This window comes from Algoriphagus sp., assembly GCF_024305035.1.
In the GTDB taxonomy this organism is placed as follows: domain Bacteria; phylum Bacteroidota; class Bacteroidia; order Cytophagales; family Cyclobacteriaceae; genus Algoriphagus.
Window position 1 is genome coordinate 139,685 of the sequence record NZ_JAMWZB010000003.1, and the last position, 13,383, is coordinate 153,067.

At 41.4% G+C, this 13,383-nt stretch carries 14 protein-coding genes; 2 read left to right on the forward strand and 12 right to left on the reverse strand.

From position 1 onward, the window contains the following. The first annotated feature begins 6 nt into the window (after nt 1-6). Nucleotides 7-1,110: a serine hydrolase domain-containing protein gene (locus Q0L00_RS02455; RefSeq protein ID WP_297335276.1), complete on the forward strand. Its 1,104-nt coding sequence runs from the start codon at nt 7-9 to the stop codon at nt 1,108-1,110. Nucleotides 1,111-1,114: 4 nt separating this feature from the next. Here the strand turns inward: Q0L00_RS02455 and Q0L00_RS02460 are convergent, their stop codons facing one another. From Q0L00_RS02460 to Q0L00_RS02470, 3 genes are all read right to left on the reverse strand, one after another. Further along, complete coding sequence (locus Q0L00_RS02460; RefSeq protein WP_297335277.1) at nt 1,115-1,504, reverse strand: response regulator; 390 nt, start codon at nt 1,502-1,504, stop codon at nt 1,115-1,117. Between the two features lie 164 nt (nt 1,505-1,668). Continuing rightward, a complete protein-coding gene (gene groL, locus Q0L00_RS02465; RefSeq protein WP_297335278.1) occupies nt 1,669-3,300 on the reverse strand; it encodes a chaperonin GroEL in 1,632 nt (543 codons plus the stop codon). Nucleotides 3,301-3,339: 39 nt separating this feature from the next. Next, complete coding sequence (locus Q0L00_RS02470) at nt 3,340-3,618, reverse strand: co-chaperone GroES (protein WP_092790829.1); 279 nt, start codon at nt 3,616-3,618, stop codon at nt 3,340-3,342. Nucleotides 3,619-3,842: 224 nt separating this feature from the next. Here Q0L00_RS02470 and Q0L00_RS02475 point away from each other — a divergent pair, with 224 nt between their 5' ends. Further along, on the forward strand, nt 3,843-4,550 hold the full coding sequence (locus tag Q0L00_RS02475; RefSeq protein ID WP_297335279.1) for a hypothetical protein: 708 nt from the start codon (nt 3,843-3,845) through the stop codon (nt 4,548-4,550). 17 nt (nt 4,551-4,567) lie between these two features. On the opposite strand, the gene Q0L00_RS02480 is transcribed toward Q0L00_RS02475, so the two are convergent. From Q0L00_RS02480 to Q0L00_RS02520, 9 genes are all read right to left on the reverse strand, one after another. Further along, complete coding sequence (locus Q0L00_RS02480; RefSeq protein WP_297335280.1) at nt 4,568-5,509, reverse strand: sterol desaturase family protein; 942 nt, start codon at nt 5,507-5,509, stop codon at nt 4,568-4,570. Between the two features lie 156 nt (nt 5,510-5,665). Then, a complete protein-coding gene (gene secG / locus Q0L00_RS02485) occupies nt 5,666-6,037 on the reverse strand; it encodes a preprotein translocase subunit SecG (RefSeq protein WP_297335281.1) in 372 nt (123 codons plus the stop codon). A gap of 4 nt (nt 6,038-6,041) precedes the next feature. Next, on the reverse strand, nt 6,042-6,794 hold the full coding sequence (locus Q0L00_RS02490; protein ID WP_297335282.1) for a hypothetical protein: 753 nt from the start codon (nt 6,792-6,794) through the stop codon (nt 6,042-6,044). A 29-nt stretch (nt 6,795-6,823) separates the two neighbouring features. Continuing rightward, complete coding sequence (gene lptE / locus Q0L00_RS02495) at nt 6,824-7,363, reverse strand: LPS assembly lipoprotein LptE (RefSeq protein WP_297335283.1); 540 nt, start codon at nt 7,361-7,363, stop codon at nt 6,824-6,826. After that, on the reverse strand, nt 7,347-8,639 hold the full coding sequence (locus tag Q0L00_RS02500) for a sigma-54 dependent transcriptional regulator (RefSeq protein WP_297335284.1): 1,293 nt from the start codon (nt 8,637-8,639) through the stop codon (nt 7,347-7,349). Before Q0L00_RS02500 ends, lptE begins: the two co-directional genes overlap by 17 nt. Beyond that, complete coding sequence (gene miaB / locus Q0L00_RS02505) at nt 8,636-10,114, reverse strand: tRNA (N6-isopentenyl adenosine(37)-C2)-methylthiotransferase MiaB (RefSeq protein ID WP_297335285.1); 1,479 nt, start codon at nt 10,112-10,114, stop codon at nt 8,636-8,638. Before miaB ends, Q0L00_RS02500 begins: the two co-directional genes overlap by 4 nt. 68 nt (nt 10,115-10,182) lie before the next feature. After that, nucleotides 10,183-11,283: a DNA polymerase IV gene (gene dinB / locus Q0L00_RS02510; RefSeq protein WP_297335286.1), complete on the reverse strand. Its 1,101-nt coding sequence runs from the start codon at nt 11,281-11,283 to the stop codon at nt 10,183-10,185. Then, a complete protein-coding gene (locus Q0L00_RS02515; protein WP_297335287.1) occupies nt 11,267-12,508 on the reverse strand; it encodes an anthranilate synthase component I family protein in 1,242 nt (413 codons plus the stop codon). Before Q0L00_RS02515 ends, dinB begins: the two co-directional genes overlap by 17 nt. Nucleotides 12,509-12,571: 63 nt before the next feature. Then, entirely contained in the window at nt 12,572-13,294 is a 723-nt protein-coding gene (locus tag Q0L00_RS02520; RefSeq protein WP_297335288.1) for a YceI family protein, read from the reverse strand. Nucleotides 13,295-13,383: the final 89 nt, after the last annotated feature.

Below are 13,383 nucleotides of genomic sequence, written 5' to 3' on the forward strand. Positions count from 1 at the left end.
CTCAACATGTCTAGCCGGTATCCATCTTATTTTATAGCCCTGATTTTCATTGGGGCTTTTTTGTCTCATTCCCTGTCTTTGGCTCAAGAAGTGGCTAAAACTGATTTGTATTTCCCCCCAAACAGTTCTTCTGAATGGGAAAAGATGAGTTTAACTGAGGCGGGGTTTGATCAGGAAAATAGTGGAGAATTTTTGGATTGGCTCTCCACGACCAATACCCGGTCATTTATCGTGATCAAGGATGGAAAACTGGTCATTGAGGAATATTGGGGCAATAAGCTGACCGGAATGGGAGCGATGGATCAAGAATCCTTTTGGTATTGGGCCTCTGCGGGCAAAACCATAACTGCGGCTATGATTGGAATAGCTGAACAGGAAAAGATCCTCAAATTGAATCATAGCAGTCAGAAGTATTTGGGAAAAGGCTGGACGGCCATGACCCATTCCCAAGAGCGAAAAATTAAAATCATTCATCACCTGAGTATGACTACGGGTTTGGATGATCAGGTTGCCAATCCAACTAGTACTGTCTCTGAGGATCTTAGGTTTAAAGCCAAGCCAGGGATTCGTTGGAGTTATCATAATGCACCTTATATTATATTGGATCGAGTCCTGGAATCTGCAAGTGAAATGAGTTTTGCCGATTATTTTAAATCAAAAATAGGCGATCCCCTAGGTATGCAGGGATTTTGGCAAAAAAATGGACGGAATACTGTTTTTTATAGTACCCCCCGTTCCATGGCTAGATTTGGCTTGTTTTTGTTGGCTAAGGGGAATTGGAATGGCGTTCAAATCGGATCAGCGGATTTTTTTAATTCCATGATTGAGCCCAGTCAAAACTTAAATCCCAGCTATGGATACCTCACTTGGCTCAATGGACAAAATTCCTATCTGCTTCCTGGTCTTCAACGAGCATTTGAGGGTTCATTAGTTCCATCAGCCCCTTCGGATATGTATCAGGCGATGGGCTTGAACGGGCAATTTTTGATGGTGATTCCTTCGAAAAATATGGTCATCATTCGAATGGGCTCCAGCCCAAATTCTTCGGAGATTCCTTTTACGTTGATTCGAGAGATTTGGGACAGAATGGCTCCGCTGCTCCTGGATTAAAAATCTATTCGAGGTACTTTTTCATTTGGAATTCGATTTTTTCTAAGGTCAGTGGCTTTTCTAAAAATCCACTGACAATGTGATATCCCATGGCTCGCTGGCGATCCTGAAAATCAATTGAACTGGAAAGGATCACAATTTTATCTTTCCGATTTTCGAACTGAGACAAATATTCATTTAAAAATTCCCATCCGTTCATTACTGGCATATTGATGTCTAGAAATACCATGATGGAGTCAGTAGGAGGGAGAGCAGCGATATTTTCCAATGCCTTTTCAGCTTCCAAAAACTCATAGATATTCTCCGAAAAGTTCATTTTTTTGAGTAGACGTTTATTAATCAGATTGTTAATCGGATCGTCATCTACCAGAAAAATTGCATCGAAATAAATCATTGATTATTCAAAAGTCAAAAACTGTTTCTCTTTAGGCCAAAATACGATTATTCCGATTGCAAGTAAAACCATTGTAAAGCTTTTTTTTAACAGATTTCAAAGCTGGAGCGATTGGTATAAAAAAAGGAGGCTAGTAGCCTCCTTTTTATGAGTATGAAACGGGATTACATCATGCCGCCCATTCCTCCTCCGCCACCCATAGGAGGCATCGCAGGTCCGTCCTCTTTCACGTCGGCTACCACACATTCGGTAGTCAACAGAAGGGCCGCAATAGAAGCTGCATTTTCCAAAGCCAATCGAGTTACCTTGGTAGGATCGATTACACCAGCCTCGAAAAGATCTTCGTATTGATCTGTGCGGGCATTGAATCCAAAGTTTCCTTTATTTTCGCGGATTTTGTTGATCACCACTGAAGGTTCTCCACCAGCATTAAGGATGATGGTTCGCAATGGAGACTCAATCGCCTGTCTGATAATGTTGATTCCAGTGTCTTGATCTTCATTGTCACCTTTAAGATCGTTTAGGGCTTCAGCTGCTCTAACCAGAGCTACACCACCACCTACGACTACACCTTCTTGTACAGCCGCTCTTGTCGCGTGTAATGCATCATCTACCCGGTCTTTCTTTTCTTTCATCTCTACCTCAGTAGCGGCTCCGATGTAAAGGATGGCTACTCCACCAGAAAGTTTTGCAAGTCTTTCCTGCAATTTCTCTCTGTCGTAGTCAGAGGTAGTTTTTTCAATTTGAGCTTTGATTTCAGAAATCCGTCCCTTGATCGCATTTGCATCACCAGAGCCATTGACGATGGTCGTGTTGTCTTTGTCGATATTGACCTTTTCTGCTCTACCAAGCATGTCAATAGTGGCATTTTCCAATTTGAAACCTCTTTCTTCAGAGATTACGGTACCACCAGTCAAAATAGCGATGTCTTCCAACATAGCTTTTCTTCGGTCACCGAAGCCAGGTGCTTTTACAGCTGCTACTTTCAGTGCACCTCGAATTTTATTTACGACTAATGTAGCCAAAGCTTCTCCATCAACATCTTCAGAAATGATGACCAAAGGCTTTCCAGACTGAGCTACTGGCTCCAATACAGGAAGTAATTCCTTCATCGAAGAAATCTTCTTGTCATAGATCAAAATGTAAGGAGACTCAAGCTCAGCTTCCATTTTTTCTGTATTGGTTACAAAGTAGGGAGAAAGGTATCCTCTGTCAAACTGCATACCTTCCACAGTTTTAACTTCAGTCTCTGTACCTTTTGCTTCTTCTACAGTAATCACACCGTCTTTACCTACCTTATCCATCGCATCAGAAATCATTTTACCGATTTCCTCATCGTTGTTGGCAGATACAGTAGCTACTTGAGCGATCTCTTTAGAGGTGGAAATAGCCTTCGAATTAGTTCTCAACTGAGAAACTACAGCAGCAACAGCTTTATCAATACCTCTTTTGAGGTCCATGGGGTTTGCACCCGCTGCCACGTTTTTAATCCCTACATTGAAAATAGACTGCGCCAATACTGTGGCAGTGGTAGTACCGTCACCCGCATTGTCTGCAGTTTTCGATGCTACTTCTTTCACAAGTTGTGCACCCATGTTTTCAATGGGCTCCTCCAATTCAATTTCTTTTGCTACAGATACTCCATCTTTAGTAATGGTAGGAGCTCCGAATTTCTTATCGATAATAACATTTCGACCTTTTGGTCCTAGTGTTACTTTTACTGCATCAGCTAGCGCGTCGACACCCTTTTTCAGTCTGTCTCTAGCGTCAGTGTCGAAAAATAGTTCTTTAGCCATAATTCTTAAATTTTTGTTTTAAATGTTCTTGGTGATTAATTAAAGGATCGCGAAGATATCAGACTCACGCATGATCAGGTAGTCCGAACCGTCTACATTTAGCTCTGTACCGGAATATTTACCGTACAAAACTGTGTCTCCCACTTTCACAGTCAAGGGCTCATCTTTTTTACCATTGCCAATCGCAACTACAGTACCTTTTTGAGGTTTTTCTTTGGCAGTGTCCGGAATGTAAAGTCCGGAGGCGGTTTTCTCTTCGGCTGCAGCAGGCTGTACTAGCACTCGGTCTGCAAGAGGCTTGATGTTCACTTTTGACATAATATGAAATCGTTTAAAGGTTAGATTAAAATGCTAATGCTCCATTTGCGAGATCTGTGCCAAGGATTTTTTTAGCAAAAAGGCTGACAAATAGTCGTAAATCTGCACGGTTTAGCGCATTTTTTACCGGTAATTCTTCCTGTTTTGTCTGCCAAAATTTCGTTTGGAACTGGAAATCCTGTCATATTTTGTTTAAATTTTTATCGGAAATTTCACGAACACCTATGAAAACATTATCGAAAAACTGGATGACAGAAGGGTTAATTGATTTTGAGTATAAAAAATATCAATTACTCGCCTATTTGCAGGATACTGAAAAGCAATTTCAGGCCGTAAAGCTCTACCCCTCCTTGAGTGATTTGATCGAGCATCATCGGAACTTGGATGCCTTTCATTCTGGAAAATGTAAATTGGCAGATTTGTTTCCTAAGGCTATTTCACATTTTGATCTCAAAAATAGTCAAGTACACTATCATCCTCTGGAGTCAGACCACGAAGTGCTGGAAGAAATTACTCAAATTACAGACTTTGCCCTACCTAAATTAGAAAAAAAGATTCGGCAGGGACGTGAGATCTATAATTTTGTAGAGAATCAACTGGAACTGGAGCCTGTCGGCATACAGCCACTTTATACCAAAGAGGGGTTTGTTTTTTTGACTCGGGAACAGTCTGCTGATGTCATGGCCTATCGATACCGTTCTGGACTCTTGCAGCTGGCTGGAGAGCGATTTAAAAGCATATCCATGTGGTTTCTGGGATTGTTTAAAAAGACGATTACTAGAACCTTTCAATCTTTAAAACTTGAATTGATCCAGGAGGTAAAGGAACTCCCCAATCCTGCCACCTGGAGGCTTCATAGTAGGCATGATATCCCACTAAATGAGACCTTGATTCCCCTGAGCAAAAGGCTTTTGCTACAACGAGTACATTAATTTAAAAAAAAAGGAGGCTAAATTGCCTCCAATATTTTTTCTTCCTTTTTTGAATCCGAAGAATCGGTTGATTTGGATAGGTTTTCGGATTTGATTCGATTTGCAATTACTTCTGCTCCAGGTTTGTCAAATAGAATTCTCCAAACTTCTTTCAGACTCTTGGCTTTAGTCAAGTCCCTGACGATATCCCGCCATTCATGAAAAACCAGATATACTGGATTGTAGGAGGTCACCGGTTTAGTAATGCCATAATTTGGTCGCTCTCCCTCCGGCATAAATGTACCAAACATCCGATCCCAAATAATAAAGGTGGAACCATAATTTTTGTCCAAATAATGTGCGTCGCTGGCATGATGTACCCGGTGATGTGATGGGGTGGTAAAAATGTATTCGATCACAGGATGAAGCTTGGTAATGTATTCTGTATGGATCCAAAATTGGTATAAAACTGCAATCTGATGACAGATAAAAAACACAAATGGATCAAATCCCATAAACATTACAGGGAAGAAGAAAATGATCTTGATGTGCTGTGTCCAGCCTAGTCGAAAGGAAACTGAGAAGTTGTACTTGGCTGAATTGTGATGTGTAATATGGGTTGCCCACCAAAATCGCTGCTCATGAGCGATGCGGTGTGCCCAATAGCGTGCAAAGTCAATGGCTATGAAACAAAGAACAAAAGACCACCAAGTGGCCGGAATCGTAAAGGGTGAAATATTGTAGAAAAATAAGGCTGCTCCAAATATGATCAATTTAATGAGGGCACTGATGCCCACATTGACAAAACCAATGGTGGCTGCAGCAAAGAAATCTTTGGCATCGTAAGTATCCTTTTTTTGGTACCAACTGATACCCCATTCAATGAATACCAACAAAAACATAATTGGGGCGGCCCAAAGAATAAGGTTTGGCCAGGATTCCAGGTTTAAATCTTCTAGGCTTAAAGGCTTTTTGTCCATAAAATTTTAGTTGATTGCTTGGTTGTTTTCAATTACTTTTAACTAGAACGTAGATCGTTTCCTTTGTAATCTACCTATCCTCCTAAAATAAATAAAAAAGTCCGCCTGTCTAGGGCGGACTACTATATTATTTATTTATTTTTCTTCAGCAATGAATTATTCGTTTTCAGTGGTGTCCGGAATGACTGTTTCACTTTCTGGATCTGCCGGCAACATTCCCTCTTCTTGATTTTCACCAAAAGCAGGGGCCACTACTTGTTGTTTGGCACTTTCGATATTTGGTGAAGAAAATTGATTGGGTTGACTGTTGGTGTAAAACGCAGAAGAAACCAAGGAAAGCACCAAAATAGATACCGCTAAAACCCAGGTAGCTTTTTCCAGCACATTTCCGGTACGAGTAACACCCATGATTTGAGAGGCACTTCCGCCAAATGCAGCACCCACTCCTCCTTTGGAGTTTTGTCCTAAAATCACCAATATAAGCAATACGGCAAGAACTAAAATGATGCTGATTAATAGAGTAAACATACTGTTATTTATTAGAATTTTTCAGATTTTCAATCAAGTCCGCAAAGTAAGCCCTTTTATCTGGAAACTTCAAACCCAATTTTTTATATATTTCTATCGCTTTGGAGGTTTTTCCCTGCTTGAGTAGCAAATGTGCCAAAGATTCTGAGATTAGGTTATCGTTGATTTGAGTGCTGGATTCAGCTAGGTTCTCATTATTTTGATTGGCCTCAATTTCTTTAATAGTGGCCAATTTGATTTCTTTTTTACTGAATGCTTTAATTAAGTCGATTTGTTCCTTTTTCTTATCATCCAGAATTTCTTTCTTTTCCTTCTTCTTAATCGATTCGATCAGATCTTCTCCAGCTCCGGCTTTTCGGGTTCTTTTTTTCGGCTTTTCCTCCTGTGGGGCAGTTGTTTGGCTCAATTGTTCCCCCCTGAGGTTTTCACTCAGTTTGAGTAAGGATTGAGTTCTGGCGGCTGGATCTGGCTTGAAATTATTTTCTTCAGGTAAAAGATCTTCAGCATTTTTCGATTTCTGTACTTTAAGCGGGGTTTCGATAAGGGTCTTTAAGTAGATCCGATCTGGACTAGTAATGGCCGCCATTCCTAAGCTCATCGGAAGTTCTCCATTTTTTTGGAATTCATATCGCGCATGGAGAATGTGGGGGATATTGAAATAGGGAAAGTTTTCCTGGATTTTCTTCAATTGAAGAATTTCGGTTTTCCCGATGTCTGATTCCCGATTGAGGATGTCTTGAAATTGGCTAGCGTTCACAGTCTGTAGTTTGGGATTAAGATAGGAAATTACCAGTTGGCAACAGTGGCCGTGAAGATGTCTTGAAGGATTTGATCGAAAATTTCGTCAATCAGTCGATTTTCTTCATCGAGAAGTGTGGTAGTACGAGGGTCATAATCACTAAAAAAGGAAAAGGTTTTAGTCAGGTTCTCTTCCTCATTACTTAAATTAATGTATTCAACTTCAATGCCTATGGTCAAACGCATTTGTCCTGCGCGGTCCGGTTGATTCGGATTCCCACTGGACACGGCCGCTTGAGGAGTTAAAGCATAACGCTTTATCGCCCCGGAAAATTGTAAATCACCATTGGTACGAATCAATTCCAACTGTGTATTTCGCTGATAAAATTCTTTAAGTTCTTCGGTAAATCGCTGTTCAATATTAGCTGGGCCGGCCCCGGAATCATTAAAAAAATTGGCTACTGAAAAAGTACTCACCAAATCGTAATTGATATTTGTTCCCGTAAAGCTATAGCTGACTGAACAACCTGAAAAGGCTAAAAGAATCAACCCAAGTGGAAAAAATAACAGTTTATTGATCGATTTCATATTGTTTGATTTTTCGATAAAGGGTGCGTTCTGAAATACCCAAATCGCTGGCAGCATATTTACGTTTATTGTTATGCTTTCGTAGTGCTTTTAGGATCATTTCTTTTTCTTTCTTCTCTAAAGAAAGCGAATTATCATCTTCTTCGTGAATAATATCCTCGATTACTTCCTCTTCATACTCATCGGATCCTTGATTGGAGGGCTTTTGAGACTCTAGCACCAAAGGCATGTAACTTGGATTACTGTCTTGTGATTCAGTTGGGGCCAAATTACTGTCCATGTCTTCGAAAAGCTCACTGTGCTTTTGAATTATGCTCTGATTTAGCCCCCCACTTTTATAAGATTCCAACACCAGTTTTTTGAGCTCATTCATGTCCTTTTTCATATCAAAAAGAACCTTGTATAAAATGTCCCGCTCAGAAAAATCCATGGTTTCCGAAGAGGTATTATTTCCCCCTGTCAAGGCAACTGGAAGCCGGGAATTGTCTGCCGGAAGGTATCGGGAAAGTGTTTGGCCATCCACTTCTCGTTCTTCTTCCAAAAGCGAAATTTGCTCGGCTAGATTTTTAAGCTGTCTGATATTTCCTGGAAAAGGATAGCGCATCAAAACCGACTGGGCCTCTGGAGTCAAACTGATGGGTTTAACATGATATTTCTCTGAAAAATCAGAGGTGAATTTTCGGAAAAGGAGGACCATATCCTCTCCTCTTTCCCGTAAGGGAGGTACAAAAATCGGAACGGTATTCAACCGGTAATAAAGATCTTCCCGAAATTTACCTTTCTCTACTGCCTTGATCAAGTTGACATTAGTGGCCGTAATGACTCGAACATTTGTTTTTTGGACTTTAGAAGAACCTACCTTGATGAATTCACCATTTTCGAGAACTCGAAGTAAGCGGGCTTGGGTTCCTAAAGGCATTTCTCCGATTTCATCCAAAAAAATGGATCCTCCGTCAGTTACCTCAAAATAGCCTTTTCGGGCTTCATGAGCGCCGGTGAATGAGCCTTTTTCGTGTCCAAAGAGCTCAGAATCAATGGTGCCTTCAGGAATTGCCCCACAGTTAATGGCAATGAATTTTCCGTGCTTTCGAAGGGATAGGGAATGGATAATTTTTGAAAAACTCTCTTTTCCACTTCCGCTTTCTCCAGTGATTAGAACCGTCATATCGGTGGGGGAAGCCTGCATGGCAACTTGAATGGCATGATTTAACAAAGGACTGTTTCCGATTATTCCAAATCGCTGTTTGACACTTTGTATTTCCTGTGGGCTAATCATGCTAAAGCAGGGTTGATTTCCAATACCTCTCCGAATAGGGTAGCAGGAGAACAGTCCGTGATTTTCACGGTCACGTAGTCCCCAAGCTTCAGCCCTTCTGCCGAAACGATGACCACCTTATTGGCTGAATTTCTGCCTTTCAATTCTTCTTTGGATTTTTTGGATGTACCCTCGATGAGAATTAATTGTTCTTTGCCAATATCCAGCTTGTTTCGCTCCAGGGAAAGTTGATTTTGTTTTTCGATGATCTCGGCCAAACGTCTTTTTTTGACTTCCAGGGGGATATCATCTTCGTATTTTTTAGCAGCTAAAGTTCCGGGACGCTCAGAATAGAAGAACATGTAGGAAAAGTCATATTTGACTAAATCCATCATAGTCAGCGTATCCTGATGTTCCTCTTCGGTCTCGGTACAGAACCCGGCAATCATATCCGAAGAAATTCCGCATTCCTCTCCCAAAATCTCACGAATTGCCTTCACTCGATTGAGATACCATTCCCGATCGTAGGTGCGGTTCATGAGTTCGAGTACACGGCTGTTTCCTGACTGGACCGGAAGGTGGATGTATTTGCAGATGTTATCGTACGTTTTCATGGTATACAGTACTTCATCTGTAATGTCTTTGGGGTGTGAAGTCGAAAATCGAACGCGCAACAAAGGGCTGATTTTGGCGACTAGTTCCAACAAGTTGGCAAAATTGACTACTGTGGTGACTTCACCTTCTTTTTTATTGAGCCGAGCTTTGTTATTTTCTTCGGGTGACCATTTGTAGGAATCTACGTTTTGACCCAGAAGTGTGACTTCTCGATAACCTCTGTTGAAAAGGTCTTGAGCCTCGGCTACGATGGAATGCGGGTCCCGGCTTCTTTCCCGGCCACGGGTAAATGGCACCACGCAGAAAGAACACATATTGTCGCAACCTCGCATGATGGAAATAAAGGCTGTAACCCCGTTGGAATTTAATCTTACCGGAGCGATATCGGCATAGGTTTCTTCTCGTGAAAGAAAGGTATTGACTCCTTTTCTGCCATCTTCGGCGCCATTGACCAGGTTAGGAAGATCACGGTAAGCATCGGGTCCGACCACGACATCTACAATTTTCTCTTCCTCAAGAAGCTTATCTTTCAATCGCTCAGCCATACAACCCAGGACACCGATGGTCATTTCAGGCTTGTGCTTTTTGACTGCATTAAAGTGATTCAGTCGGTTTCGAACAGTTTGTTCTGCTTTTTCTCGTATCGAGCAAGTATTGAGAAATACCACGTCTGCCTGCTGAAAATCCGAGGTGGTATCATAGCCGTTTTTCTTCATGATCGAGGCGACGATTTCCGAATCCGAAAAATTCATCTGACAGCCATAGCTTTCAATGTATATTTTTTTGGATTTGCCGGTATTTTCTTCCACGGTGGTTTTATAATCCACTGCCTGAGCCTCTTCTCCGGTGAGTATATCTATATCTTTTATTAGGTTGTTCATTCAAGCTAAAATTATCGAGATGCAAAATTACTAAAAATCGGACAAAATGGCAGGGATAAGTCTGTTATTTATTCTGAAAAAGGAATCCTCAATTGCTCCCCAAAATGAGCCTGTTCTTCGATTATATTTAGGTTGGAAAGGCCCAAGCCCAATAGGCGGACAGGTTTGGGGATCTCTTCTTGTCTGAGTAACTCGATCCCAACTTGCCAAATCTGATCTGCATCGGGATATTGCTCCAGGGTTTTACTCCGAGTTTGAAGGGTAAAGTCTGCGTATTTCAATTTCAAGGTTACGGTTCGGCCTTTGATCCCACTTTTTTCGATTCTTCGGATTACTTCTTCAAAAATAGGGTGGAGGCTTTTTTCCATTTCTGCCAAGGTGATTAAATCTTTTTCAAAGGTATTTTCCGCACTGAGGCTTTTTCTGACCCGATGAGGTTGTACTTCAGAAAGGTGGATTCCCCGGACAATATTAAAATAATGAAGGCCGGATTTTCCAAACTTTTTGGTTAGGAACTGAAGGGAAAATTCTTTTAAATCTTTTCCGGTATGTATCCCGAGATTTTGCATTTTTTCAGCTGTCACTTTTCCGATCCCGAAGAATTTTCCGATCGGAAGTTTTTCTAAAAAAGCCTCAGCTTCCTCAGGTAGAATTACGGCCTGGCCATTCGGTTTATTGAGATCAGAGGCAGTTTTGGCGAGAAACTTATTATAGCTAACCCCTGCCGAGGCATTTAGTCCGGTTTTTTCTTTGATTTTTTCTCGGATTTGACGGGCAATCAAAATGGCGGATTTCAGGCCCATTTTATTTTCAGTCACGTCCAGAAAAGCCTCATCCAGGGAAAGCGGCTCTACCAAATCGGTGTATTGGTAAAAAATTTCTCGGATTTGAGCGGAAATTTCCTTGTATCGATCAAATCGGGGTCTGGCAAAAATCAGTTGGGGGCATTTCCGTGCAGCGAGCACAGAGGACATGGCTGAGTGAATGCCGAATTTACGAGCTTCATAGCTGGCCGCTGCCACTACACCTCTGGCCTCATTTCCGCCAACCACCACTGGTTTTCCTCTCCATTCTGGATAATCAAGCTGTTCTACCGAGGCGTAAAATGCATCCATATCCACATGGATGATTTTTCGGATTTCTGGGGTCTCTTCAATTGATTTCTCCACGGAGTGTTTTGAAAATAGCTTCGGCTTTTAGCAGGCATTCCTGGTATTCGGATTCTGCATCTGCATCGATAGTGATCGCACTGCCCACTCCAAAATACAGTTTTTTTACCGCTAAATCGCAGATGATGCTGCGAATAATGACCGAAAAGTCAAAATTTCCATTGGGCTCTACATAACCCAAGGCACCAGAAAACCAACCTCTTTTAAAAGATTCTTGTTCGTCAATAATCTCCATGGTTTTAATTTTTGGAGCCCCGGTCATACTTCCCATAGGGAATGTAGCTTCGATGATGTCTTTGAATGCCAGTTTGGGTTTCAGTTCCGAGGAAACAGTACTGATCATTTGAAATACTTTTGGAAAGGAATATATTCCAAAGAGCTCAGGAACTTGAACAGATCCGGTTTGGGAAACTTTGGATAAATCATTTCGCATCAAATCGGTAATCATCAGGTTTTCGGCTTGCTCTTTTTCAGAGCTTCTCAATTTTTCCCGATTTTGCTGGTCGAGGGTTGGATCCGAGTTTCTTCTTGCTGTTCCTTTGATGGGTTGGGCGATAAGTTGGGGGCCGATTTTTTTTAAAAAGCGTTCAGGTGAAGCAGAAACTACAAATTTTGAATTGGCTTTTACCAGGGCAGAGAAAGGCATGGGTGAAATCGAATTCAAATCCAAATACGCCTGAATAGGGTCAAAATACTCAAATATTCCCACAAATGCCTGACAGAAATTCAACTCGTAGGTATTGCCTTCAATGATTTCTTCTTGGATTTTTGCAAATCGTTTTAGGTAAGTCTCCTGATCTAATTGGGGTAAAAAAGAGACGACATTTTTCTGCTTAATCTCAGGTTCCTTTTCCCAAATCCAATCTGGAATAGGTTGATTGGATTGAATTTGATTCTGTTCTAAGACCAATTCAAGTTCGGCTTCAAAAAAGCTTAAATCGGGTAAGGGAAAAAATTCTGGATTGTTGGATTTGAGTTTTTCGATGTGGTTCTTGAAATCATAGGAAATTATCCCGGCAATAGTTCTGCTGAAATTACCCCAAATTTCGCGCTGGGGTATCTCCCGGTTTCCAGCTAAAAGCTGCGTTCGGAAACTTCCCATCGGATAATCATAGGTATTTCCATCACTCCAGAAAAAATGACTATAGGTTTGATTAACCCAGTGAAGAAGATTGGTTTTCCAGCCAGAAGTCAGGGGGTGGTAGGTGTACCGGGAAATTTCCATGAGTGCAAAAATAAAAAGAGGAATCCGAATGAATTCCTCTTTCTAAATTAAGTTTGGAAATACTTAGTTTGCTTTGACGTTGAGTTGTAAAGAAACGGTATTATAAATGAACTGATCTTTGGCTTTGTCTACCGCATCGGATTCGTCTCCGTAAGAAAGTCCCCAAGCAGTTCTGTCGATATTAAAACCTGCCATAGCTGTCACGGTGCCATCTTCGATACTTACTGTAGCAGGGAATTTGATGTTTTTAGTGGTTCCTCTCATGGTCAAATTTCCACTGATCCAATGCGTGGGTGCTTGAGGAGAAAGCTCACTGTCTGCAGCTGGGGTGTACTCAGTTTCAAATTCTTCTTTGTCAGCAATGACATCATCGGCGCTAAAAGGCTCTGCCCCCGTGATTTCGAAGGTTGCGGTAGGATGATTTGCCGCGTCGAAGAAATCGTCAGACTGCAAATGTCCCCAAAGTTTACCGTAATCTTCACTTCCTTCCTCTAGGTCTTCGATTTTTAGACCGGTGATGTCAAAAGTGAAGGTTCCACCTGTGATCTGGTCTCCCTCTACCGCTAAAGTTCCGGTTGTGGCTGGAATTTTTCCGAAGTGCTTCCCAGCAGGCTTATAGCCAGTCCATGCAATCGTAGTTGCCGCTGGATCTAGGGTTAAGGTCACTCCTGTTGCTTCGGCTACCTCCTGTGCATCAGAAGTTTCTACTGTTTCGGTTGGCGCTCCACATGCAACTAGAAGAAGTGCTGAAGCCAAGAAAAGACCAGTTTGAGTGATCAATTTCATAATTTGTTGTGATTTAGTTTCAATAATAGATGTATATACACGCAAACTGCTTTTTCAGAAAAAAGTTCAGGTAACTCAAAAAAAATATC